Origin of the sequence: Comamonas aquatica NBRC 14918 (assembly GCF_000739875.1) — a bacterium.
Lineage (GTDB): Bacteria > Pseudomonadota > Gammaproteobacteria > Burkholderiales > Burkholderiaceae_C > Comamonas > Comamonas aquatica.
This window is the reverse complement of record NZ_BBJR01000059.1, coordinates 1-22,361: the sequence shown is the minus strand read 5'-3', so window position 1 is coordinate 22,361 and position 22,361 is coordinate 1. Positions and strand designations below refer to the sequence as shown.

Genomic DNA, 22,361 nt, shown 5'->3' with positions numbered 1-22,361 from the left:
AAAAATCCAGGGGGATCTTCAGTCAACGGCGTGGACGCCGCCGTCCACATAGATGGTCTGGCCCGTCATGCCGGAGGCGGCATCCGAGCACAGGAAGGTGCTGAGCTGGGCAATCTCTTCCAGCGTGACCAGCCGCTGCAGCGGCGCCTTGGCCTGGGCCGAGGCCATCAGGCCATCGAAGTCGGCAATGCCCGAGGCGGCACGCGTCAGGATCGGGCCGGGCGAGACGGCGTGCACGCGGATGTTCTTCGGCCCCAGCTCCATGGCCATGTAGCGCACCATGGACTCCAGCGCGGCCTTGACCGGGCCCATCAGGCCATAGTTGGGCACGGCCTCGCCGGAGCCCAGGTAGCTCATGGACAGCATGCTGCCGCCGTCCGGCATGTGCGGTGCGCACAGCTTGGCCAGCTCCGCAAACGAGTGGCAGGAGACGCTGATCGCCCGGGCAAAGCCTTCGCGCGAGCTGTCCACCACGTCGCCGTGCAGATCGTCCAGCGGGGCCCAGGCGATCGAGTGGATCACGAAGTCCAGCTTGCCCAGCTTGCGCACGGCGTGCTCCACCAGGGCTTCGAGCTGGCCGGGCTCTTCCACGTTGCAGTTCACCAGGTCGACACCGATGGGGTCGGTCAGCGGCGTCACCCACTTGCGGGCCTTGTCGTTCAGGCACGAGGCCACCACCTCGGCGCCCTGGGCGCGGGCCTGCGCCGTGCACCCCCAGGCGATCGAGCGATCGTTGGCCACACCCAGCACCAGTCCTTTTTTACCTGCCACGCTGAATGCATGGGCTGCGTTGTTCTGCATCCTCTCTCCCTCTCTTGCGCCTGGGCGCTGTAGCTATGAAAAACGGGGGCCTGGCACACGGTGGCCAGGCCCGTATGGGGGATGCGCTCCGCCGTCAGTCGGCGTAACGCACCATGACGTACTCGCCCGGGGCTTCGCACACCACGTGCTCGGCCCGGATCGGCTGGGCCTTCATCGGTGCGCCCGAGCGGGCCTTGATCCAGGCGTCCATGGCCTCCCACCAGGAACCCTGGACCACCGGCGTGTGCGCGGCCCAGTCGTCGGGATCGGTCCAGCCATGGCCTTCTTCCACGCTGGCGATCTGGTAGCTGCGCCGTGGCCGGCCGGGCTCGGAGACGATGCCCGCGTTGTGCCCACCGGCGGCCAGCACGAAGGTGACGTGCGTGTCGGTCTGCAGGTGGATCTTGTAGACCGACTTCCAGGGCGACACATGGTCGCGCGTGGTGCCCACCACCATCATCGGCGCCGCGATGTCCATCAGGGCCACCGTCGACCCGGCAAAGCGGTACTGCCCCGATGCCAGCGCGTTGTTCAGGAACAGCGACGTCAGGTACTCGTTGTGCATGCGCGCGGGCAGGCGGGTCTGGTCGGCATTCCAGCTCATCAGGTCGAAGCTGGCATCGTCTTCGCCCATCAGGTAGCGCCGCGTGTTGCGCGACCACACCAGATCCTTGGAGGCCAGGAACTGGAAGGAGCCGCCCATCTGCTTGCCGGACAGGTAGCCGCGCTCGTTCATGCGCTGGCGCAGGTTGGCCAGTTGGTCCTCGTCGATGAACACGCCCAGCTCCCCGGGCTCGGCAAAATCGGTTTGCGCCGCCAGCAGGATGACCGAACTCAGCTGGGGCATATCGGCAGGCACCAGGGCCTGTTCCTTGGCCGTGCGGGTCTTCTTGCGCTGCAGGCGCCCCAGGGTGGCGGCCGCAATCGCCAGGAAGGTACCGCCCAGGCAATAGCCCACGGTGTGGATGCTGGCCGCGCCGGTGCGCGACTTCACCGCTGCCATCGCCTCCAGCACGCCGGTGCTCAGGTAGTCCTGCATCTTCAGGTCGCGGTCAGAGGCATCCGGGTTGCGCCAGGAGACGATGAACACCGTATGGCCCTGGCTGACCAGGTAGCGCACCATCGAGTTCTGCGGCGACAGATCCAGGATGTAGTACTTCATGATGCACGAGGGCACGATCAGCACCGGCTCGGGCAGCACCTGCTCGGTCTGCGGGCTGTACTGGATCAACTCGATCAGGTGGTTGCGGAACACCACCTTGCCCGGTGTGCACGCCACATCCTGGCCGACGGCGAATTCCAGCGGCTCCAGCTGGTCGGCCGCAGTGTCGGCGTTGGCCTTGCGCGCGGCCTGCACATCTTCGGCAAACAGCTTCACGCCCTGGCGCAGGCTCTCGCCCTGCGTGGCCTTGGCCTTGACCAGCACCTCGGGGTTGGTGGCCGCCCAGTTGGACGGCGACAGGGCATCCATCCACTGCCGGGTGAAGAACTCGACCACATGGCTGTGGTGGCGCGTCATACCGTCAACCTGCGCGGCCTCGCGCCACCAGCTGTCGGCCGCCTTGAAATGTTCCTTGACGGCCCGGTAAGGCCACTGCTGCCAGGCGGCGTCCTTGAAACGGGCATCGCTTTCGCTGCCGGGCTGCAGGCTGGCTTGCGCAGCCTGTTGCGCCAGTTGCACCGCCTTGTGGGCCAGCGTCATCTGTTTGCCCGGCGCTGTGGCGAGGTGCATCATCCAGTCGGCGGCAGCCAGGCCCAGGGCCACAGGGGACAGGCCCATGGTGCCGGCGCTCAGCGCGGCACGCACCTGGTCATCCAGGGCCTGCGCGGCTTCGGCAGGGGAAGATCCATGGGTTGGGCGGGTCGGTATGTTCGGTGAAGTCTCGCTCATCTCGGGGCCTAATGGTTACAACTGTAGCTACCAGTAACCATTCTCGGGAAAACCACCGCAACCACCAAATCCAAACCTCCGCACCTTGATTCGCATCAAGCTTCACCCGCTTCCCGGCGTCCGCGGCTTGACGCCCAGCCCGCGCTCCGCGCCTTACGCCATGCTGACCAGGCCAACCGCCGCTGCGGCATGCTGCGCAGCGTGCAGCACCAGGTGCGCCGCCTTCTCTGCCACCATGATGGTCGGGGCGTTGGTGTTGCCACTGGTGATGCGCGGGAAGATGGAGGCGTCCACCACCCGCAACCCCTGCACCCCGTGCACCCGCAGTTGGCTGTCGACCACGTCCAGGGGGCCAGGGCCCATGCGGCAGGTGCCAACCGGGTGGTAGATCGTGTCGGCAGTCTGCCGCAGCCAATCGGCGATCTGCGCCTCGGTCTGCGCCGCGGCGGAGGCCGGCAGCTCCCTGGCGCCATGGCGCGCCAGCGCCGGCTGGGCCAGGATGTGGCGCATGCTGCGCACCCCCTGCACCATGGGCGCCAGGTCCCGGGCGTCGCCCAGGAAGTTCGGGTCCACGGCCGGCAGGGTCAGCGGATCGGCACTGCGCAGCCGCACCTGGCCGCGGCTGTGCGGCTGCAACAGGCACAGGTGGCAGGAAAAACCATGGCCCCAGACGGTCTGGCGCCCATGGTCCAGCAACTTACCCACCACGAAGTGCAGCTGCAGATCGGGCTGCGCCAGCTCCGCACGGCTGCGTACAAAGGCGCCGGCCTCGGCAAAGTTGGTCGTCAGCAGGCCGGTGCGCTGGCGGTGCCACTGCCAGGCCCCGCGCGCCACGTGCCACAGCCCGGCGGGCGACAGGCCGAACGACTGCGTCAGCCCCGGCGCATCGCACAGCAAGATCGCATCCAGATGGTCATGCAGGTTGCCCCCGACGCCCGGCAGGTCGCACCGCAGCGGGATGCCCAGTTCCTGCAGGTGGCCCGCCGGCCCCAGGCCCGACAGCATCAGCAACTGGGGCGACAGCAGTGCGCCCGCGCTGAGCAGCACCTCGCGCCGCGCCTGCACCACGTGGCGTGCGCCATCGCGCAGGTATTCCACCCCGGTCGCACGCAGCCCCTGCGGGGTGTCCGACAGCAGGATGCGCAGCACCTGGGCCCCGGTGCGCACCCGCAGGTTGCGGCGTCCGAGGTGGGGCGTCAGATAGGCCTTGGCGGCGCTGCAGCGTTCCCCCTGCTTCTGGGTGACCTGGTAGCAGCCGACGCCTTCCTGGGAGGGGCCGTTGAAATCCGCGTTGCGGGGCAGCCCCGCCTGCACCCCGGCCTCGACAAAATCCAGGCTCAGCGGATTGGGCTGCTGCAAATCCGCCACATGCAACGGCCCGCCCTGGGCATGCAGCGCGTCAGCGCCACGTGCGTTGTGCTCGGCCTTCAGAAACCAGGGCAGCACCTCCTGCCACGACCACCCGGGGTTGCCTTGCGCGGCCCAGGCGTCATAGTCCTGCGGCTGTCCGCGCAGGTAGATCATGGCATTCACCGAGCTGCTGCCGCCCAGCACCTTGCCGCGGGGCTGAAAGCCGCAACGGCCATTCAGGCCGGGCTGGGGCACGGTGTCGATCGACCAGTTGAACTGGCCGGTCTTGGCCATGCCCGCGATGCCGGCCGGGCACTGCACCAGCGCGCTGGCATCAGCGCCCCCGGCCTCGAGCAGGCACACCTGGTGCGCACCGTCCTCGCTCAAGCGGCCAGCCAGCACGCTGCCCGCAGAGCCTGCGCCGATGACCACGAAATCAAAGGTTTCATCCATGCTGCTCGCTCCCCCGGTCTGAAGACGCGCACTTTACGGGCGTGCTGCGGGAAATTCGCTACCATCTTTCCCGCATTTCAATCATTAACTGGGGAGATAACACTGTGAGCATTCAAACCGTAGGCATCGTTGGCGCAGGCACCATGGGCAACGGCATCGCGCAGGCATGCGCCGTGTCCGGCATCCAGGTGGTGATGGTCGATATTTCCGAAGCCGCCGTGCAAAAGGGCCTGGCCACCGTGGCCGGCAGCCTGGACCGCCTGATCAAGAAGGAAAAGATCACCGCCGCCGACAAGGAACAGGCTCTGGCGCGGATCAAGACCTCCACCAGCTATGACGACCTGCAGGGCGCCCAGCTGGTGATCGAGGCCGCCACCGAGAACTACGACCTCAAGGTCAAGATCCTCCAGCAGCTCGACGCCCTGCTGGCCCCCGAGGTGCTGATTGCCACCAACACCTCCTCCATCTCCATCACCCAGCTGGGTGCCGCGACGCGCCGCGCCGACAAGTTCATCGGCATGCACTTCTTCAACCCCGTGCCCATGATGGCCCTGGTGGAGATCATACGCGGCCTGCAGACCAGCGATGCCACGCACGACGCCGTCAAGGCCCTGTCGGAAAAGCTGGGCAAGTCGCCCATCACCGTGAAGAACGCCCCCGGTTTTGTGGTCAACCGCATCCTGGTGCCCATGATCAACGAAGCCTTCCAGGTGCTCTCCGAAGGCACGGCCTCGGCCGAGGACATCGACGCCGGCATGAAGCTGGGCTGCAACCAGCCCATCGGACCACTGGCCCTGGCCGACATGATCGGCCTGGACGTGTGCCTGGCCGTGATGGAGGTCTACCTGAAGGAATTCGGTGACAGCAAGTACCGCCCCTGCTACCTGCTGCGCGAGATGGTGGCCGCCGGCCGCCTGGGCCGCAAGACCGGCCAGGGCGTGTACACCTACTGATCCCCTGCTGGCCCACCCTCGCGCCCTGCGCGGGGTGCTCTACCCTCCAACGGCCAGGCGCACTGCCTGGCCGTTGTGCTGGGGCCTATCCCCTGTGCTGACCTTGCTGTCGGCATGGATTTCACAATTAAATTGCACGCAATTTAATTAAGCACTACATTTACCCCCATGACTTCCACCGCACCCGGCCTTGATGCCCGCTCCCAGCAACTGGACCACCAGCTGTGCTTTGCGCTGTATTCGGCGTCGCTGGCCATGACCAAGCTGTACAAGCCCCTGCTCGAAGGCCTGGGCCTGACCTACCCGCAGTACCTGGTGCTGCTGGTGTTGTGGGAGCGCGATGACCTGATGGTGTCGGAACTGGGCGAGCGCCTGTTCCTCGACTCCGGCACGCTCACCCCCCTGCTCAAGCGCATGGAAGCCGCCGGCTGGCTGCAGCGCCAGCGCGACGCGGCCGACGAGCGCCGCGTGCGCGTCACGCTCAGTCCCGCCGGGCGGGCCCTGCAGGCCCAGGCCGCAGGCATTCCCGCCTGCGTGCTGCAGCACAGCCAGTGCACACTGTCCGAGCTGCAGGCGCTGACGGCCCAGGTGCAGCAACTGCGCGACCGCCTGGCCGCCCCCCTTTCGTTGTCCCCCGCTTCGTCCTGAAGCGATTCCTCAGCCCTTTGTCAGGAGCACACCATGGCCTCTTTGGAAAAAGTTCTCTACACCGCCCGCGCCCACACCACCGGCGGCCGCGATGGCGCCTCGCGCACCGATGACGGTCGCCTGGATGTGAAGCTGTCCTCGCCCGGCACCAGCGGCACCGGCACCAACCCCGAGCAGCTGTTCGCCGCCGGTTACTCGGCCTGCTTCATCGGCGCGCTGAAGGCCGTGGGCGGCAAGCTGGGCATCGCCGTGCCCCAGGACGTGGCCATCGACGCCGAAGTCGACCTGGGCACCATCCCCAATGCCTACGGCATCGCCGCCCGCCTGAAGATCAGCCTGCCCGGCCTGGACCGTGAACAGGCCCAGAAGCTGGTCGACGCTGCCCACCAGGTTTGCCCCTACTCCAACGCCACGCGCGGCAACATCGACGTGACGCTGACCCTGGTCTGAGCCCGCAGCACCCACTCCCCACAGCCGGGCCCAGCCCGGCTTTTTTGCGTGCACCGGGGGCTGCGCCTTCAGGGCCGCAGCAGCGCCCCCGGCAAGGCGGTGTAGCGGCGCGTGGTCAGGTCCAGGCAGCCTTCGGCAACCAGGGGGCCGGCGATGGCGTGCGTGCGGTAGCGCACCAGCCACAGTTGCGGCGCCGCGCACGCCAGTGGCGCCAGGCCGGCCAGCGCGGCCTGCAGGGTGTGCAGGATGGGCGCCATCGGCACGCTCTGGGCATAGTGGCCCAGGGTCACGTGCGGCACGTAGTGCCACGCCGGGGCCGGCGGCTCGGGCACCAGGGCCTGGTGCAGCGGCTGCAGGGCGGCGGCATCGGCCGGGTCCAGCCCCAGGTAGGGCACGGTGGTGAAGCTGCCGCTGCCCTGCACGCGCAGCACCCGCGGCCACGCCGGCGCATGCTGCAGGCGGGCGATGTCGGCGCGCAACTGCGCCACCCCGAAGGTGGCGGCCGCTGGGCCCGCACCCTGCGCCATCAATCCCCGGTAGGCCACCGTGGCATGCGGCTGGCGGGCATAACCCGGCCACAGCCGGGGCCCCAAGGCCTGGCGCGCCCGCTGCACACGCTGTGCCAACGCCGGTGCGCGCAGCCACAGCACCCAGACGGCGCACCAGGCGCAACCCTGGTGCCATTCGGTAAAGTCGCGGTCTTCGCAGGCCTGGGTGAAAACGGGAGGGTCAAACGGCATGGCCTGCGCAGTGTGCCAGCAAACCCCGCCCCCTCGGGATTCAGAAAAAGGAGCTGCTTGTGCGCTGCATGGCTGGATTTCATGGCCATTTGCATGGCAAACGCGCATTGAGCCAGCGCAATCAGCTATCTTTTCCAATCCCCGGGAAAGCCCCAGGGCACACTGCAAGCCAGCCGCCAGCTTGGAAGCGCAGCATGTCGTCCATGAAACTGGCCCTGTTCTCCGACATCCACGCCAACCTCCAGGCCCTGCAGGCCTGCATGGACCACGCCCGCGCCCAGTCCGCCACGCAGCTGGCATTCCTGGGTGATCTGGTCGGCTACGGCGGCTCGCCCGCCGAGGTGCTGGACACGGTCATGCAGGCCGTCGAGCAGGGTGCCTGGGCCGTGCGCGGCAACCACGATGACGTGGCGCTGCACCCGCCCCGCCACATCCAGCACCAAGGGGAACAGGGCGCGCAGTGGACGCACGACCAGCTCGGCCGCCACCACCAGGACTTCCTGCAGCACCTGCCGCTGCTGGCCCCGCACGGCCGCATCCTGCTGGTGCACGCCAGCGCCCACCACCCCGAGCGCTGGCCCTACGTCGAAAACAGCGTCATGGCCGAGCGCAGCATGGCCGCCGCCAGCGACCTGGACCCCGGCATCCGCTACGTCTTCAGCGGCCATGTGCACCAGCAGGCGCTGTACTACCGCACGCCCACGGCCAAGCTCATGCGCTTCGTGCCGCAGCCCGGCGTGCCCATTCCCGTGCCCAGCCACCGCCAGTGGCTGGGCATCGTCGGCGCCTGCGGCCAGCCGCGCGACGGCGACCTGCGCGCCATGTACGCCCTGTACGACGACAGCGCCGCCACCCTGACCTTCTACCGCGTGCCCTACGACCATGCGGCCGCCGTGCAGGCCGTGCAGCGCAGCGGCATGCCGCCGGAATTTGCCGAGCGCCTGGAGCAAGGCCGATGAGGACGCAGACCCTGCCCCGCCGCCCGGGCCTGGGCGCCCCCCACAGATCCCCGAAGCACCAGGGAACAGCACGGCCATGAAGAAACTGGCACCCGGCACCGAAGTCGACGGCTTCCTGGTGCACGACTGCATCCATGCCGGCGGCATGGCCCACATCTACACCGTCACCTACGCCCAGCCGCGCAGCCCCGGCAGCAGCCCGGGCTTCCCGATGGTGATGAAGATCCCGCGCATGACGGCCGGTGACGGGGCCGAGAACATCGTCAGCTTCGAGATGGAGCTGCAAATCCTGCCGGCCCTGCACGGCCCCCACGTGCCCCGCTTTGTCGCCGCCGGCGACCTGCTGCGCCTGCCCTACCTGGTCATGGAGCACATGCCCGGCCACACCCTGCAGCACTGGCTGGACCAGCCCGGCGCGCAACCGATTGCCACCATCGCCCAGTTGGGCGCGGCCATGGCCCAGGCCGCCCACAGCCTGCACCAGCAGAACTGCTGCCACCTGGACCTCAAGCCCGGCAACGTGCTGATCCAGGACGACGGCAACGCCGTGCTGCTGGACTTCGGCCTGTCCTGCCATGCCCACTACCCCGACCTGCTGGCCGAAGAGCTGCGCAAGGCCGTGGGCTCCCCCGCCTGGATGGCACCCGAGCAGATCGTGGGCGTGCGCGGCGACCTGCGCAGCGACATCTTCGCCATCGGCGTCATGCTCTACGAGCTGACCACGCGCGAGCTGCCCTTCGGCAACCCCAGCACCGATGGCGGCCTGCGCCAGCGCATGTGGATGGCCCCCACGCCGCCGCGCGCCCTGCGCGCCGACGTGCCCGACTGGCTGCAGGAGATCATCCTGCGCTGCCTGGAGCCCGAGGCCGCCAACCGCTATGCCACGGCGGCCGAGCTGGCCTTCGACCTGGCCAATCCCGGACAGGTTCCGATCACGCGCCGTGGCCTGCGGCTGCGCGGCCTGCCGTTGTGGGGCCAGCTGCGCCGCTGGATCCGCGCGGCCGGCATGGCGTACCACCCCAGCCCGCTGCCCACGCAGCAGATCTCCGAAGTGCCGATCCTGATGGTGGCGCTGCCGCACAAGGACGTCAGCGACGCCACCCTCTACAGCCTGCGCCAGGCCGTGGCACGCTCGCTGTCCACCCGCCCCAGGGCCCGGCTGGCGGTGGTCACCGTGATCTCGCCCTCGGCCAGCAGCAGCACCGACAGCCGGCGCAGCGAAACCCAGTTGCACCGCACCCACCTGGCCCAGCTCAAGCAGTGGGCCCAGGGTCTGGACAGCGCCGGCCACGGCATCAGCTTCCACGTGCTCGAAGCCAGCGACGTGGCCCAGGCCCTGGTGCGCTATGCCGAGGGCAACAGCGTCGGCCTGATCATCCTGGGCGCAGCCACGCACGGCCTGCACATGCAGCGCCTGATTGCCACCGTCCCCATGCGCGTGGCCCGCGATGCCCCGTGCACCGTCATCCTGGTCAAGCAGCAATTGCCCTTTGAAGCCCTGGGGCAGTTGCACACCGGTCACGCCAGCACCCCCACCACTTAATTGGCACGCACTCTTTCGCTAGACTTGAAGCGTGCACTTCGGCGGGCGAGCGTCCCATCCTGGGCCAAAATGGGGCCTGAGAAAGGGTCCCTGCATCGGGCGTTCCTGGCGTTTTTGCATTCATTTGCATTGCCGCACACCATCATGTGAAATTTTTTGTTACAAACGCCACCATGCGCATTGCTGTTCTCGACGACGACACGGTTTTTTTACGGCTGGTGGAGGCCACGATTCACCAAATGGGTCATGCCACCATCTTGTTTGAGACGGGCGAAGACCTGCTGCGCGCCATGCGTCGCGAAAGCTTTGACCTGCTGATCGTCGACTGGCTGCTTCCGGGCCTGAGTGGCATTGACGTGGTGCGCGCCCTGCGCGAAGCGGGCGGCAGCAAGCTGCCCATCCTGTTTGCCAGCCAGCGCCACGAGGAACAGGACATCGTCGCCGCCTTCCATGCCGGGGCAGACGACTTCATGATCAAGCCCCTGCGCGTGCAGGAGCTCATGGCCCGCGTCACCGCCCTGATGCGCCGTGCCTACCCCGACGTCACCACCATGCGCCTGGACTTCGAGCCCTACCGGCTTGATCCCGTGGCACGCACGGTGTACCTGCACGACCAGCCGATCGAGCTAAAGCACCGTGAGTACGAGCTGGCCGAGTTCCTGTTCCAGAACTGCGGCCGCCTGCTGTCGCGCAACCACCTGACCGAAGCGGTCTGGGGCAGCATCACCCCCACGCCTTCGCGCACCCTGGACATCCACGCCTCGCGCCTGCGCACCAAGCTGCAGCTGGGCCAGTTCCATGGTCAGGGCCAGATCTACCAGCTCAGCGCGATCTACGGCTTGGGCTACCGCATGGAAATCCTGCCGGCCCCGGAAGCGGCCACAGCACCCACGGCCTAGGGCCGCCCCCGGCAGGCACGGCGACGGGCATGCCGATCCGGCACGCGGTCCGCGCAGCGCCCGCCCACGGCCATCGCGGGAGCTGGGCCAACCCCGTCCGTCGGCAGCAGGCACCATCGCCAGCCCCATGACAGGCTGTGCCTGCCATACTTGAGCCCCATTAGGTCCGCCACCCTGTGACAGCGGGTCTGCCGCACCACCCTGTTCCATCCGCCCATGCCGCGCCCTTGGCCATGAAGCTTTCCTTTTCCAGCCTGACTGCCAAAATCGTTGCCCTGGTCGCTTGCTTGGGTGCGGTATCGAGCATCATCACGCTGTATGCCACATGGCACATGCAGCGCATCGAGGGCCAGTACCACGCCCTGCTGGACCAGCAAGTCCTGGTGGCGGACAAGGTCAGCCAGGTGCGCCAGCACCTGACCGACGCCTCCAGCCTGGTGCATGCCAGCTTGAGGGCCCCGGGCACCGGGCAGGCACAGGCCAGCGCCGAGCAGCTTGACCAGACCCAGCAATCGTTCGAGCGCACCCTGCACAGCCTGTACCCGGCCTTGCCGGGCTATGAACTCCGCCTGGATACCGTGCTCATGCAGGCGCGCCACAGCTTTGCAATCGCCCGCCGCATCATTGAGCAAACCCTGCACTGGCACAGCGATCAGGCCCTGCAAAGCCTGACCCTGAGCCTGAACCCGGCCCTCGGCCTGCTGCACACCGAAGTGGAAGCCCTGCGCGTGGACGCCCAGCATGTGCTGGCCCACAGCACGCAACAGATGGCCATGGACACGGCCCAGACCATCCGCCAGGCCACCTGCGCTGGCTGGCTGAGCCTGCTGCTGCTGTGCGCCGGCACCGCCTGGATCGCCTGGCTGCATGTGTCGCGCCCGATCGGGCGGCTGACACGCAGCATGCAGCGCATGAGCCGGCAGCAGTACGACACGCCCATCGCCGACCAACACCGGCAAGACGAGATCGGCTCCATGGCACGGGCCCTGCAAAGTTTCGGCCAGTCGCTGCAGGAGGCTGAGCAACTGGAGCAGGCCCTGGTCCAGCACCAGAACAACCAGTTGCTGACCGACCAGTTGCTGCAGCTGACCAGCGCTTTGCCGGGCGCGGTGTTCCAGATGCGCATGACACCCGATGGCGCGTGGCGGCTGACCTTCGTCAGCCCCCAGTGGGCCCAGCTAATGGGCATGGGCGCCAGCGAGGACAAAGACACCCAGACCGGCACGGTGGCCCAGATCATCAAGCACTACGACGCCCACGCCACCGCCACGGCGCGGCAACACTTCCAGGACAGCGCACAGACGCTCACCCCGGTGGACTTCGATGTCTCGATGCGCATGGCCGACGGCGTCACCCGCTGGATCAAGACCCGCGCCAACCCCCACATGGAAGGCGATGGCTGCGTGGTCTTCAACGGCGTCTGGCTGGATGTGACCAAGGAGGTGATGCAGTCCCTGGCGCTGGAAAAAGCCAAGCGCCAGGCCGAACTGGTGGCGCAGGAGAAATCCAACCTCCAGGCCAGCATCAGCCATGAGATCCGCACCCCGCTCAATGCCATCCTGGGCCTGACGCAGCTGCTGCTCAAGGCCAACCTGCCAGAGACGCAGCACGAGCAGTTGCAAAGCGTGCTGCGCGCCAGCCAGCACCTGCGCGGCATCGTCAATGAAGTGCTGGATTTCTCCAAGATCGATGCCGGCCAGCTGCAGCTGGAAAGCACCGATTTCAGCCTGCACGACGTGGTGCTGGATGTGCTGAGCATGTGCCGCGAAGATGCCAACCACAAAGGCCTGGCGCTGGACTACCACATCGCCCCCCAGGTGCCCGACAGCTTGCGCGGTGATCCGCACCGGATTGCGCAGATCCTGCTCAACTACGTGAACAACGCCATCAAGTTCACGGCCTCCGGCTGGATCCGCATCGCCATCCACCTGGCCCCCAGCAGCACCTTGCACCGCATCATCCTGCACGCCAGCGTCCAGGACACCGGCCCCGGCATTCCCGCCGACCGCATGCCCCTGCTGTTCCAGGCCTTCCAGCAGGCCGACAACTCCATCACCCGCCGCTTTGGCGGCACCGGGCTGGGGCTGACCATCTCGCGCGCGCTGGCCAAGCTGATGGGCGGAGAAACCGGCGTCAAAAGCCAGCTGGGCCAGGGCAGCACCTTCTGGTTCACCGCCTTGCTGGAGCCCGCCCGCACGCCCGTACAGCGCACGCACGCCCCCACGCCCACCACCTGGCAGGGGCAGCGCGTGCTGGTGGTGGACGACCACCCCCTGAACCGCGCAGTGGTCGAGGGCATGCTGCACGCGGCCGGCCTGCAGACCGAGGCGGCCGAAGACGGCGTGCAGGCCCTGCTGCGGCTGCAGGCCGTGGGCCCGGGCCATTACCACTGCATCCTGATGGATGTGCAGATGCCGCACATGGATGGCCTGAGCGCCACCAAGGCACTGCGCCAGATGCCCGGCTTCGAATCCGTGCCGGTGATCGCCATGACCGCCCACACCGGGGTGCAGGACATGGAGCGCAGCAAGGCCGCCGGCATGAATGCCCACCTGTCCAAGCCTCTGCTGGAGTCGTCCTTGCACGCCGTCTTGCAGCAATGGCTGGCCGCCAGCCCTGGGGCGCCCACCGAACGCCAAGACGGCAGCGATGCCGCGCCCCCCAGCCCGCCCCAACCCCTGGTGTTCGACGCCTCCGCGATCGACGCCCTGGCACAGCTGTTCAATCCCGACAAGCTGCAGCAGCTCGTGACCCAATTTGCCAACGACAGCCTTCAGCGGGCGCGCAGCCTGCCCGCCCTGGCTGCCCAGCACGACTGGCTGACCATGCGTGCCGAAGCGCACAAGCTGTCCGGGACGGCGGCCACCTTCGGGCTGATGCGCCTGGGCTTCCTGTCGTCCGCCCTGTCGACCGCGCTCAAGGCCGCCGACGCCGCCCAAACAACCACACTGTCACAACAAATTGCAGATTGCGCGGAAGATGGCGTGGCACAGTTGCGCGCCTATTGCCCAGCGTGTTTTTCCCAAGCCTGAGCCCCGCCATGTCCCACGCAAGTCTGCAGCCCATTCACCCTCACTTGCTGGCGACCACCCACGCACAGAAGGTGCTGGTGATTGACGATGTGGAGATGAATGCCACGCTGATCGCCAGCGTGATCAGCACCTTGTGCGAGGTGCAGACCGCCACCTCGGGCACTGAGGGCCTGCAACTGGCACTGCAGTACAACCCCGACCTGATCCTGCTGGACGTGCTGATGCCCGGCATGGATGGCTTCGAACTGTTCCGCCGTCTCAAGAGCGAGCCACGCACCGCCCACATCCCGGTGATTTTCCTGACGGCCATCTCGGACATGAGCGCCGAGGAAGTCGGCCTGAACATGGGGGCCGCAGACTTCATTGCCAAGCCTTTCCGCACCGCCGTGCTGCTGGCGCGCGTGCGCAACCACCTGGAGCTGGTGCGCCAGCGGCATCTGCTGGAACGCCTGTCCCACAGCGACGGGCTGACCGGGATTGCCAACCGCCGCTACTTCAACACCATGCTGTCGCGCGAATTCAGCCGCATGCAGCGCCAGAACCAGCCCCTGGGGCTGGTGATGATCGATGTGGATGATTTCAAGGCCTTCAACGACCACTACGGCCACCTGCGCGGCGACGAATGCCTGCAGCTGGTGGCCCAGGCCATCGCTCAGTGCCTGCAGCGCCCCGGCGACATGGTGGCGCGCTATGGCGGCGAAGAATTCGTCTGTTTGCTGCCGAACACCCCGGTCTCCGGCGCCCTGAAGCTGGCCCATGACATCCAGACCGCGATTGCCGGCCTGCAGATGCCCCATGTGCAGGCCCAGGCCACGGATTTCGTCACGGTCAGCATGGGGGTGGCCGCGGCCACGCCGCAGGAAGTGCCCGGCAGCCACCAGTTGCTGGCCTTGGCCGATGCCCGCCTGTACCGCGCCAAGCGCGGCGGCCGCAACCGGATCATCAGCGAGGACTAGCCGGCGGGCGAGCGCCTAGCAGCGCCCACGCACGCGGCATTCGGGCACCACGTTGCCGTGGGCATCCCGCCACTGCAGTGGCGGCGTCGTGGCCTCGGGCGCGGCAGGTGCCGGCGCGGGGGGCGATGCGGGCGGGGCACTCTCAGCCCCGGGGGCGTGCAACACGGTGGACGTCCCCACCCCGGCGCCCACGTGCGCACCGCCGCCGACCGGCACCGACGTGCCCACGCCCGCATGCCCGGTCACCTGGCCGCTGGAGCCCACACCGACGCCCACCCCCACGGGCCCGACGCCCGTTCCGACCCCGGCCGACACACCGCCCGAGCCCACACCGACCCCCACGTTGAACGGCCCCACAGGCACGCCCACCCCCACGTAAGGGGAACAGGCGGTCAGGGCCAACACGCCCATCAGGCCCAGCCGGCGCAAAGAAACGGTGTGTGTATGCATGCCCCGATTGTGCGCGGCCCACGAAACCCTGCCAAACGCCGGTGTTCCAGGGCCGGTGTTCCAGGATTGGCGGCGTTGCCGGCGCCAGCCACCCACCCCGTCACACCACACCACGGTGATTGGCAAATTACATAGCACCCTGCGCTTGATGGATAAGGGTCAAGCCGCTTTTCAAGCATAAAAAAAGCTCCAACAGTCGGGGCTGCTGGAGCGGACGTGGTGGGAACGCGCGGCTGGCGGCTTACACCAGCAGGGCGTTCACACGCTTGACGTAGGCGGCCGGATCTTCGGGGATACCGCCTTCGGCCAGCAGGGCCTGGTCGAACAGGATGTGCGCCAGATCGTGGAAGTGCACGCTGCCGTCCAGCTTCTTGACCAGGGCGTGCTCAGGGTTCACTTCCAGCACGGGCTTGCTGGCGGGCACCGCCTGGCCGGCCTGCTTGAGCATGCGCGCCAGCTGCTGGCTCATGCCGTCATCGGTCACCACCAGGCAGGCCGGCGAGTCCACCAGGCGCGTGGTCACACGCACGTCCTCGGCCTTGTCTTTCAGCGCTTCTTTGAGCTTGGCCAGTACCGGCTTGAAGGCTTCGGCGGCTTCCTCGGCGGCCTTTTTCTCGGCCTCGTCCTGCAGCTTGCCCAGATCCACGGCGCCCTTGGCCACGGACTGCAGCGGGGTGCCATCAAAGTGCGTCAGGTAGTTCAGCGCCCACTCGTCCACGCGGTCGGTCATCAGCAGGACTTCAATGCCCTTTTTCTTGAAGACTTCCAGCTGCGGGCTGTTCTTCGCAGCGGCCAGCGTTTCGGCGGTGATGTAGTAGATGGCTTCCTGGCCGTCCTTCATGCGCGCCTTGTAGTCGGCCAGCGAGACCGTCACCCCGTCCGAGGTGGTCGAGGGAAAGCGCAGCAGCTTGGCAATGCGCTCCTTGTTGGCGAAGTCCTCACCCAGACCTTCTTTCAGCACCGCGCCAAATTCGGCGTAGAACTGGCTGTACTTGCCTTCCTTGGCCTTGTCCTCTTCGCTGACCACATCGGTAACGCCATCGGCATCGGTTGACGCTTCATGCTTATCGTGCTTGGCCAAGTCTTCCAGCATGCCCAGCACGCGCTTGACCGAGCCGTCGCGGATCAGCTTCACGTCGCGGCTTTCCTGCAGCAGCTCGCGGCTGACATTCAGCGGCAGGTCGGCCGAGTCGATCACCCCCTTCACAAAGCGCAGGTAGCCGGGCAGCAGCGCTTCGGCGTCGTCCATGATGAAGACGCGCTTGACGTACAGCTTCACACCCGCCTTCTTCTCACGGTGGTACAGGTCAAACGGGGCCTTGCCGGGGATGTACAGCAGCTGCGTGTACTCGGTGTTGCCCTCGACGCGGTTGTGGCTCCAGGTCAGCGGATCGGCGTAGTCGTTGCTGATGGCCTTGTAGAACTCTTGGTACTGCTCTTCGGTCACGTCCTTCTTGGCACGGGTCCACAGGGCACTGGCCTTGTTCACGGTTTCCCACTCGCCGGTCTTGACCATGGCGCCGGGCTGATCGTTCTCGCCGTCCTTCCACTCTTCCTTTTCCATCAGGATGGGCAGGCTGATGTGGTCGGAGTACTTGGTGATCAGCTGCTTGAGCTTCCAGCCATTCAGGAATTCGCGGGCATCGTCGCGCAGGTGCAGGATCACGCTCGTGCCGCGCGCCTCGCGCGTGATGGTTTCCACCTCGAAGTCGCCCGTGCCGCCGCTGGTCCAGCGCACGGCCTCGCTGGCGGGCAGACCGGCACGGCGCGATTCCACGCTGATCTTGTCGGCCACGATGAAGCCCGAGTAAAAGCCCACGCCGAACTGGCCGATCAGCTGCGAATCCTGCTTCTGGTCGCCCGACAGCTGCTCGACGAAGGCCTTGGTACCGCTCTTGGCAATCGTGCCCAGGTGCTCGATGGCCTCGGCCTGGCTCATGCCAATGCCGGTGTCGGTGATGGTGATGGTCTTGGCCTGCTCGTCAAAGGCGATGCGCACTTCCAGGTTCGGCTGGTCGCCATACAGGCTGGCGTCGTTCAGCGCCTGGAAACGCAGCTTGTCGCAGGCGTCCGAAGCGTTGGACACCAGCTCGCGCATAAAAATCTCGGGGTTGGAGTACAGCGAATGCGTCACCAAGTGCAGCAGTTGCGCGACTTCGGCCTGGAAGGAATGGGTTTGCTTGCTCATGTTTTTCTATCGAGTTGCGTCTTCGGTTTCGATCCGTCACACCACGCCGGAAACCCGGCTCGCACCCCATATGCAGGCACTTGGTGGCAATTCAAGTCCCCCATAGCGCCCGCAGCTGTTGCCCCCAGGCAACGCTGACCAAGATCAACAAGAAAGTAAAAAAGAATTGTTATCAATCACGCTTAGAATTCGCGCCACCCCCTGCCCAGGGGCTTTTTTCATCGCGAAATTCCCATGTCCAACGCCACAAAACCATACAACAAGGCCGGACTGCACTGCGAACTCACCCAGCTGGCCTTGGCCACGGGTTTGTGTGTCGTTGGTGCGTCCGCTTTGGCCCAAGACGCCACCCTGTCCACCGTCACGGTGCAGGAAAGCGCCACACCGTCCCTGAAGGTCGACACCGCCCCTTCGGCCAAGTTCACGGTCCCGCTGCTCGACACCCCCAAGACGGTCCAGGTGATCAATGAAGAATTGATCAAGCAAAGTGGCGCCACCAGCCTGCAGGAAGCGCTGAAGGCCACCCCCGGCATCACCTTCGGCAATGGCGAAGGCGGCAGCCCCACGGGTGACCAGCCCTTCATCCGCGGCGCCGACGCACAGTCCAGCACCTTCGTCGACGGCCTGCGCGACATCGCCGCCGGCACCCGCGAGGTGTTCAACCTGGAATCGGTGGAAGTCATCAAGGGCGCCGACTCGGCCTATTCCGGCCGTGGCGGCGCGGGCGGCTCCATCAACCTGACGACCAAGAAGGCCAAGGCCGACAACTTCATCAGCGGCGACGTGGGCCTGGGCACCGACAATTACAAGCGCGCCACACTGGACCTGAACCGCAAGCTGGGCGAGACCATCGGCTTCCGCCTGAACGCCATGGCGCACGACGCCGACGTGCCCGGCCGCAACGGCCCCGAGAACCAGCGCTGGGGCATTGCACCGACCGTGACCTTCGGCATGGGCACGCCCACGGAAGTGACCCTGTCGTGGCAGCACCTGCAGACCGACAATGTGCCCGACGGCGGTGTCCCCTACCAATACACGAGCAGCCTAGTTACTGGTAAAGCCAGCAGCTGGGCCGGCAACCTGCCCGGCGGTAGCACCGTGCGCCCCACCTACGGCAACAGCCGTGAAAACTGGTACGGCCTGACCAACCGTGACTACGAAAAGGAAAAGAGCGACCTGTTCACCGCCTCGGTCGAGCACAAGTTCACGGACTCCAACAAGCTGCGCAACAGCCTGCGCTATAGCAAATCCAAGCAGGACTACGTCTGGACCCAACCTGACGACAGCAAGGGCAATGTCATCAACGGCTACGTCTGGCGCCGTGGCAATGCCCGCGTTTCGGAGACCACGACGCTGCAAAACGTGACCGAGTTCACCGGAAAGGAACAGACTGGCTCGGTCGGGCACAGCTATGCCTTCGGTCTGGAGTTGTCCAAGGAAAAGGCGGAAGTACGCTCTGCCGCCATCCAAAGCTCCAGCAGCTCCTGTACAGCGGTCAGCGATCCCTGGTGCACCACCTTGAGCAACCCCGGCGGTGCCAACGCGGCCTGGAACTTTGCCTGGACGCTGCCCGCGCAGCCCACGCTCAACCAGATCGACACCACGGCCCTGTACGGCTTCGACACCCTGAAATTCAACGACCAGTGGTTGCTGAATGCCGGCCTGCGCGTGGACCACTACCGCCTGAGCACCTCCGGCCCTGAAAGCCGGCGTGGCGCCACATTGCTTTACCCAGCGTACGACCTCAAGCGCTCGGACACCCTGTTCAACTACCAGTTGGGCCTGGTCTACAAGCCTGCGGCCAACGGCAGCATCTACGCCAGCATCGGCACCTCATCACGTCCCGGCGGCTCCACCCTGGGCAACGGCAATGAAGACCTGAGCACCACCACCGATGCCCTGGCCGATCTGAAGCCCGAGAAGACCCGCTCCATTGAGCTGGGCACCAAGTGGGAGGTGCTGCAGCAGCAGCTGAGCCTGAATGCCGCTTTGTTCCGCAATGAAGTCACCAACGTGCGCATCACCGAAAACGGCGTCACCTACATGGGCGGCAACAAGGTGGTCAACGGTCTGGAACTGGGCTTCAGCGGCCGCATCCTGCCCCAGCTCAGCGTCTTCGGTGGCTACACCTACATGGACAGCGAGCAAAAGGATCTGGGCCTGAACAACGTCGGCAACGGCCTGCCCTTCCCCAACACGCCCAAGCACAGCTTCAGCCTGTGGGCCAGCTACAAGCCCATGGCCAAGCTGACACTGGGTCTGGGTCTGTACGCCCAAAGCGATGTCGCCCAGGGCTATGTGCGCTCCAGCGTCGATGGCGGCATCGTGACCAAGGGCGTGGCCGGCTACAGCCGCTACGACGCCATGGCCAGCTACCAGTTCAACCCCAACCTGGCGCTGCAGCTGAATGTGTACAACCTGACCGACAAGGTGTACTACACCGGCGTGCGTTCGCCGCACTACGCCAACATCGGTGCTGGCCGCTCGGCGGTCGCCACCCTGAAGTTCACGTACTAAGCCGGCACGACACCGCCTGCGCCCGGGTTGCATCCGGCGCAGGCGGCCGGCTTTCCAGCCCCGCCAGCGTCTGCTGCTGCGGGGCTTTGCCATAGATACTGTCCCCCTCCGCCACCGCGCTGAGGGCGGATTTTCTGAAAGGCTGCTGACCCCATGATGCTGCGCATCCCTTCCCTGCTGACCCCGGACGAAGTCCGCGACTGCCGCCAGGCCCTGGAACAGGCCACCTGGCAGGATGGCCGCACCACGGCGGGCAGCCTGGCCGTCAAGGTCAAGAGCAATCTGCAACTGCCCATCGACAGCCCCATCGCCGCCCAGCTGGGCCACCTCATCCTGGACCGCCTGGGCCGCAACCCCCTGTTCCTGTCGGCCGCGCTGCCGCTGCGCGTGCTGCCCCCGCGCTTCAACCGCTATGAGGGTGGTGACACCTACGGCAACCACATCGACAACGCCCTGTTCGTCATCCCCGGCACCGCCATCAAGGTACGCACCGACGTGTCCACCACCGTGTTCTTCAGCGACCCCGAGGAGTACGAGGGCGGCGAGCTGATCGTAGAGGACACCTACGGCCACCAGAGCGTCAAGCTGGCGGCGGGCGATGCCATCGTCTACCCCGGCACCAGCCTGCACCGCGTCAACCCCGTCACCCGCGGCACGCGCTATGCCTCGTTCTTCTGGACGCAAAGCCTGGTCAAGTCCGACGAACAACGACGCCTGCTGTTCGACCTGGACCAGTCCATCCAGCAGCTCAGCCTGGACCACCCGGACCACGCCAAGCTGTCCGCGCTGTCCGGCACCTACCACAACCTGTTGCGCATGTGGTCCGAGGCCTGACACCCATGGCCGCCCTCAACGCCCTGGGCGCCGCCGTGCGCCCCGCCCACGCACAGATCCCGCCGGACATCGCCCATGCCGCCGATTACGAGCGGCATGCCATCCACCATGTGGAGGCCCAGGCCTGGCAGCACATCCAGGGGGGCACGGACCAGGGCCTGACCCTGGCCCACAACCGCGCCACCTTCGCCCAGCTGCGCCTGCTGCCCCAGCCGCTGGCGCAGCTGCAGCAGGCCCACACCCGCTGCACGCTGCTGGGCCAGCCGCTGCACTGCCCGCTGCTGCTGGCGCCCGTGGCCTACCAGCAGCTGGTGCACCCGGCGGGCGAGCTGGCCACCATCCAGGCCGCCATGGCGCTGCAGACAGGCATGGTGGTCAGCACCCTGTCCAGCCACACGCTGGAAGCCATTGCCGCCACCGCCGACCAGACCACGCAGGAGCTGGGCCAGGGCGCACCGCGCTGGTTCCAGCTCTACCTGCAACCCGACCGCCAGCACAGCCTGCAGCTGGTGCGCCGCGCCGAAGCCGCCGGCTACACCGCCCTGGTCTGGACGGTGGACGCCAGCATCAAGCGCTCGGGCTTCCCCCTGCCGCCCGGGGTGGAGGCCGCCAACCTGCGCGGCATGCCGGCCACGCAGCACACCAGCGCACTGCAAGGCCCCATCCTGTTCGGCACGCCGCTGGCCCAGCAGGCGCCCACCTGGGACGACCTGCGCTGGCTGCGCGACCAGACCCACCTACCCCTGGTGGTCAAGGGCATCCTGTCCGCGGCGCAGGCGCAGCAGGCCGTCGCTCTGGGGGCCGATGCGCTCATCGTCTCCAACCATGGCGGCCGCGTACTGGACGGCGTGGTCAGCCCGCTGGAGGTGCTGCCCGCCATCGCCCAGGCCGTCGGGCCCACCGTGCCGCTGCTGCTGGACAGCGGCGTGCGCCATGGCACGGACGTGGTCAAGGCCCTGGCCCTGGGTGCACAGGCCGTGCTGATCGGCCGCCCCCAGCTGCACGCCCTGGCCACGGCCGGCATGCTGGGCGTGGCCCACCTGCTGCACCTGCTGCGGGCCGAGCTGGAACTGGCCATGGCCCAGCTGGGCTGCGCCAGCGTGGAAACCATCACGCCCCAGGTGCTCTGGCAGCCGGCAGCGTCCAAGCAATAAAAAAGGGAGCTGCTTGTGCGCTCCCTTTCTTGATTTCAAAGCCTTTCGGCCTTGAACGGCTTGAAAAACCAGCGCCAGGCGCTATGTTTTCAGTAGGTCTTACTGGTCGTCCTCTTCACGGCGGATCACCTTGACCGGGGCGGCCTTGCCCTTCAGGGATGCAGGCGCACGGTAGGTGCGGATGCCACCCAGCGAACGGCGCTCTTCGCCCTCGCGGGGCTGGAAGGAGCGATCGCCCTGCGGCTCGCGGCCACCACGGTCGCCGCCGTCCTTGCGCGGACCCTTGCCAAAGCCGGGCTTGCGGTCACCAAAGCTGCGCTCGGGACGGGGACCACGGTCCTGGTTGAAGCTGGGGCGCTCCGAACGAGCGGCGCCGCCGTCCTCACGACGCGGACGATCGCCGAAGCTGCGTTCGGGTCGGGGGCCACGCTCGTTGCGGTCGTTGAAGCGGGGGCGGTCCGAGCGGCCAAAGCCACCCTCTTCACGGCGCGGAGGACGGTCGCCGAAGCTGCGCTCGGGACGGGGGCCACGGTCGTCGTTGTT

Annotated in this window: 17 protein-coding genes and 1 pseudogene; 11 read left to right on the top strand and 7 right to left on the bottom strand. The window is 66.9% G+C overall.

What is annotated here, in order from left to right; all coding sequences use genetic code 11:
• Positions 1-18: 18 nt before the first annotated feature.
• The 3 genes from fabI to CA2_RS13815 form a co-directional block, all read right to left on the bottom strand.
• A complete protein-coding gene (gene fabI, locus CA2_RS13825) occupies positions 19-801 on the bottom strand; it encodes an enoyl-ACP reductase FabI (protein WP_042418433.1) in 783 nt (260 codons plus the stop codon).
• Positions 802-895: 94 nt separating this feature from the next.
• The gene (locus CA2_RS13820; RefSeq protein ID WP_042418430.1) at positions 896-2,692 is read right to left on the bottom strand and encodes a PHA/PHB synthase family protein; all 1,797 of its coding nucleotides are present in this window, start codon (positions 2,690-2,692) and stop codon (positions 896-898) included.
• A gap of 153 nt (positions 2,693-2,845) precedes the next feature.
• A complete protein-coding gene (locus tag CA2_RS13815) occupies positions 2,846-4,495 on the bottom strand; it encodes a GMC family oxidoreductase (protein WP_042418427.1) in 1,650 nt (549 codons plus the stop codon).
• Between the two features lie 104 nt (positions 4,496-4,599).
• Between CA2_RS13815 and CA2_RS13810 the strand changes: the two genes are divergently transcribed.
• The 3 genes from CA2_RS13810 to CA2_RS13800 all read left to right on the top strand — a co-directional run bounded on the left by CA2_RS13810 (position 4,600) and on the right by CA2_RS13800 (position 6,546).
• Positions 4,600-5,448 carry a 3-hydroxybutyryl-CoA dehydrogenase gene (locus CA2_RS13810; RefSeq protein WP_042418424.1) on the top strand — a complete coding sequence of 283 codons (849 nt, stop codon included), beginning with the start codon at positions 4,600-4,602 and terminating at the stop codon, positions 5,446-5,448.
• A gap of 168 nt (positions 5,449-5,616) precedes the next feature.
• Positions 5,617-6,096, top strand: a complete 480-nt coding sequence (locus CA2_RS13805; protein WP_042418421.1) for a MarR family winged helix-turn-helix transcriptional regulator — start codon at positions 5,617-5,619, stop codon at positions 6,094-6,096.
• Between the two features lie 33 nt (positions 6,097-6,129).
• Positions 6,130-6,546, top strand: a complete 417-nt coding sequence (locus CA2_RS13800) for an organic hydroperoxide resistance protein (RefSeq protein ID WP_042418418.1) — start codon at positions 6,130-6,132, stop codon at positions 6,544-6,546.
• A gap of 68 nt (positions 6,547-6,614) precedes the next feature.
• On the opposite strand, the gene CA2_RS13795 is transcribed toward CA2_RS13800, so the two are convergent.
• Complete coding sequence (locus tag CA2_RS13795) at positions 6,615-7,286, bottom strand: 2'-5' RNA ligase family protein (protein WP_042418414.1); 672 nt, start codon at positions 7,284-7,286, stop codon at positions 6,615-6,617.
• Between the two features lie 203 nt (positions 7,287-7,489).
• Between CA2_RS13795 and CA2_RS13790 the strand changes: the two genes are divergently transcribed.
• The 5 genes from CA2_RS13790 (at position 7,490) to CA2_RS13770 (ending at position 14,675) form a co-directional block, all read left to right on the top strand.
• A complete protein-coding gene (locus CA2_RS13790; protein WP_042418411.1) occupies positions 7,490-8,245 on the top strand; it encodes a metallophosphoesterase family protein in 756 nt (251 codons plus the stop codon).
• Between the two features lie 76 nt (positions 8,246-8,321).
• Positions 8,322-9,788 (top strand): bifunctional serine/threonine-protein kinase/universal stress protein, encoded by a 1,467-nt coding sequence (locus tag CA2_RS13785; protein WP_042418409.1) that lies wholly within the window; start codon positions 8,322-8,324, stop codon positions 9,786-9,788.
• A 173-nt stretch (positions 9,789-9,961) separates the two neighbouring features.
• Positions 9,962-10,687 carry a response regulator transcription factor gene (locus CA2_RS13780; RefSeq protein ID WP_042418406.1) on the top strand — a complete coding sequence of 242 codons (726 nt, stop codon included), beginning with the start codon at positions 9,962-9,964 and terminating at the stop codon, positions 10,685-10,687.
• Between the two features lie 233 nt (positions 10,688-10,920).
• Entirely contained in the window at positions 10,921-13,719 is a 2,799-nt protein-coding gene (locus CA2_RS13775; RefSeq protein ID WP_042418405.1) for a response regulator, read from the top strand.
• Between the two features lie 8 nt (positions 13,720-13,727).
• Positions 13,728-14,675, top strand: coding sequence for a diguanylate cyclase domain-containing protein (locus CA2_RS13770; RefSeq protein ID WP_042418402.1), 948 nt, complete (start codon positions 13,728-13,730; stop codon positions 14,673-14,675).
• Positions 14,676-14,690: 15 nt separating this feature from the next.
• On the opposite strand, the gene CA2_RS18355 is transcribed toward CA2_RS13770, so the two are convergent.
• Positions 14,691-15,086 (bottom strand): hypothetical protein, encoded by a 396-nt coding sequence (locus tag CA2_RS18355; RefSeq protein WP_245620964.1) that lies wholly within the window; start codon positions 15,084-15,086, stop codon positions 14,691-14,693.
• A gap of 280 nt (positions 15,087-15,366) precedes the next feature.
• Positions 15,367-17,313 carry a molecular chaperone HtpG gene (gene htpG, locus CA2_RS13760; RefSeq protein WP_042418397.1) on the bottom strand — a complete coding sequence of 649 codons (1,947 nt, stop codon included), beginning with the start codon at positions 17,311-17,313 and terminating at the stop codon, positions 15,367-15,369.
• 234 nt (positions 17,314-17,547) lie between these two features.
• On the opposite strand from htpG, the gene CA2_RS13755 reads away from it, so the two are divergent.
• The 3 genes from CA2_RS13755 (at position 17,548) to CA2_RS13745 (ending at position 21,818) form a co-directional block, all read left to right on the top strand.
• Positions 17,548-19,830, top strand: coding sequence for a TonB-dependent receptor (locus CA2_RS13755; RefSeq protein ID WP_042418395.1), 2,283 nt, complete (start codon positions 17,548-17,550; stop codon positions 19,828-19,830).
• A gap of 153 nt (positions 19,831-19,983) precedes the next feature.
• The gene (locus tag CA2_RS13750) at positions 19,984-20,664 is read left to right on the top strand and encodes a Fe2+-dependent dioxygenase (protein ID WP_042418393.1); all 681 of its coding nucleotides are present in this window, start codon (positions 19,984-19,986) and stop codon (positions 20,662-20,664) included.
• A 5-nt stretch (positions 20,665-20,669) separates the two neighbouring features.
• Positions 20,670-21,818, top strand: a complete 1,149-nt coding sequence (locus tag CA2_RS13745) for an alpha-hydroxy acid oxidase (RefSeq protein WP_042418390.1) — start codon at positions 20,670-20,672, stop codon at positions 21,816-21,818.
• Positions 21,819-21,917: 99 nt separating this feature from the next.
• Here the strand turns inward: CA2_RS13745 and CA2_RS18340 are convergent.
• Positions 21,918-22,361 (bottom strand): annotated as a pseudogene (locus CA2_RS18340) (DEAD/DEAH box helicase); the annotation flags it as partial.

Coding starts and splice junctions, on each gene's coding strand:
- fabI (WP_042418433.1), bottom strand. CDS start 801: ATGCAGAACAACGCAGCCCATGCATTCAGCGTGGCAGGTAAAAAAGGA.
- CA2_RS13820 (WP_042418430.1), bottom strand. CDS start 2,692: ATGAGCGAGACTTCACCGAACATACCGACCCGCCCAACCCATGGATCT.
- CA2_RS13815 (WP_042418427.1), bottom strand. CDS start 4,495: ATGGATGAAACCTTTGATTTCGTGGTCATCGGCGCAGGCTCTGCGGGC.
- CA2_RS13805 (WP_042418421.1), top strand. CDS start 5,617: ATGACTTCCACCGCACCCGGCCTTGATGCCCGCTCCCAGCAACTGGAC.
- CA2_RS13800 (WP_042418418.1), top strand. CDS start 6,130: ATGGCCTCTTTGGAAAAAGTTCTCTACACCGCCCGCGCCCACACCACC.
- CA2_RS13795 (WP_042418414.1), bottom strand. CDS start 7,286: ATGCCGTTTGACCCTCCCGTTTTCACCCAGGCCTGCGAAGACCGCGAC.
- CA2_RS13790 (WP_042418411.1), top strand. CDS start 7,490: ATGAAACTGGCCCTGTTCTCCGACATCCACGCCAACCTCCAGGCCCTG.
- CA2_RS13785 (WP_042418409.1), top strand. CDS start 8,322: ATGAAGAAACTGGCACCCGGCACCGAAGTCGACGGCTTCCTGGTGCAC.
- CA2_RS13780 (WP_042418406.1), top strand. CDS start 9,962: ATGCGCATTGCTGTTCTCGACGACGACACGGTTTTTTTACGGCTGGTG.
- CA2_RS13775 (WP_042418405.1), top strand. CDS start 10,921: ATGAAGCTTTCCTTTTCCAGCCTGACTGCCAAAATCGTTGCCCTGGTC.
- CA2_RS13770 (WP_042418402.1), top strand. CDS start 13,728: ATGTCCCACGCAAGTCTGCAGCCCATTCACCCTCACTTGCTGGCGACC.
- CA2_RS18355 (WP_245620964.1), bottom strand. CDS start 15,086: ATGGGCGTGTTGGCCCTGACCGCCTGTTCCCCTTACGTGGGGGTGGGC.
- htpG (WP_042418397.1), bottom strand. CDS start 17,313: ATGAGCAAGCAAACCCATTCCTTCCAGGCCGAAGTCGCGCAACTGCTG.
- CA2_RS13755 (WP_042418395.1), top strand. CDS start 17,548: ATGTCCAACGCCACAAAACCATACAACAAGGCCGGACTGCACTGCGAA.
- CA2_RS13750 (WP_042418393.1), top strand. CDS start 19,984: ATGATGCTGCGCATCCCTTCCCTGCTGACCCCGGACGAAGTCCGCGAC.
- CA2_RS13745 (WP_042418390.1), top strand. CDS start 20,670: ATGGCCGCCCTCAACGCCCTGGGCGCCGCCGTGCGCCCCGCCCACGCA.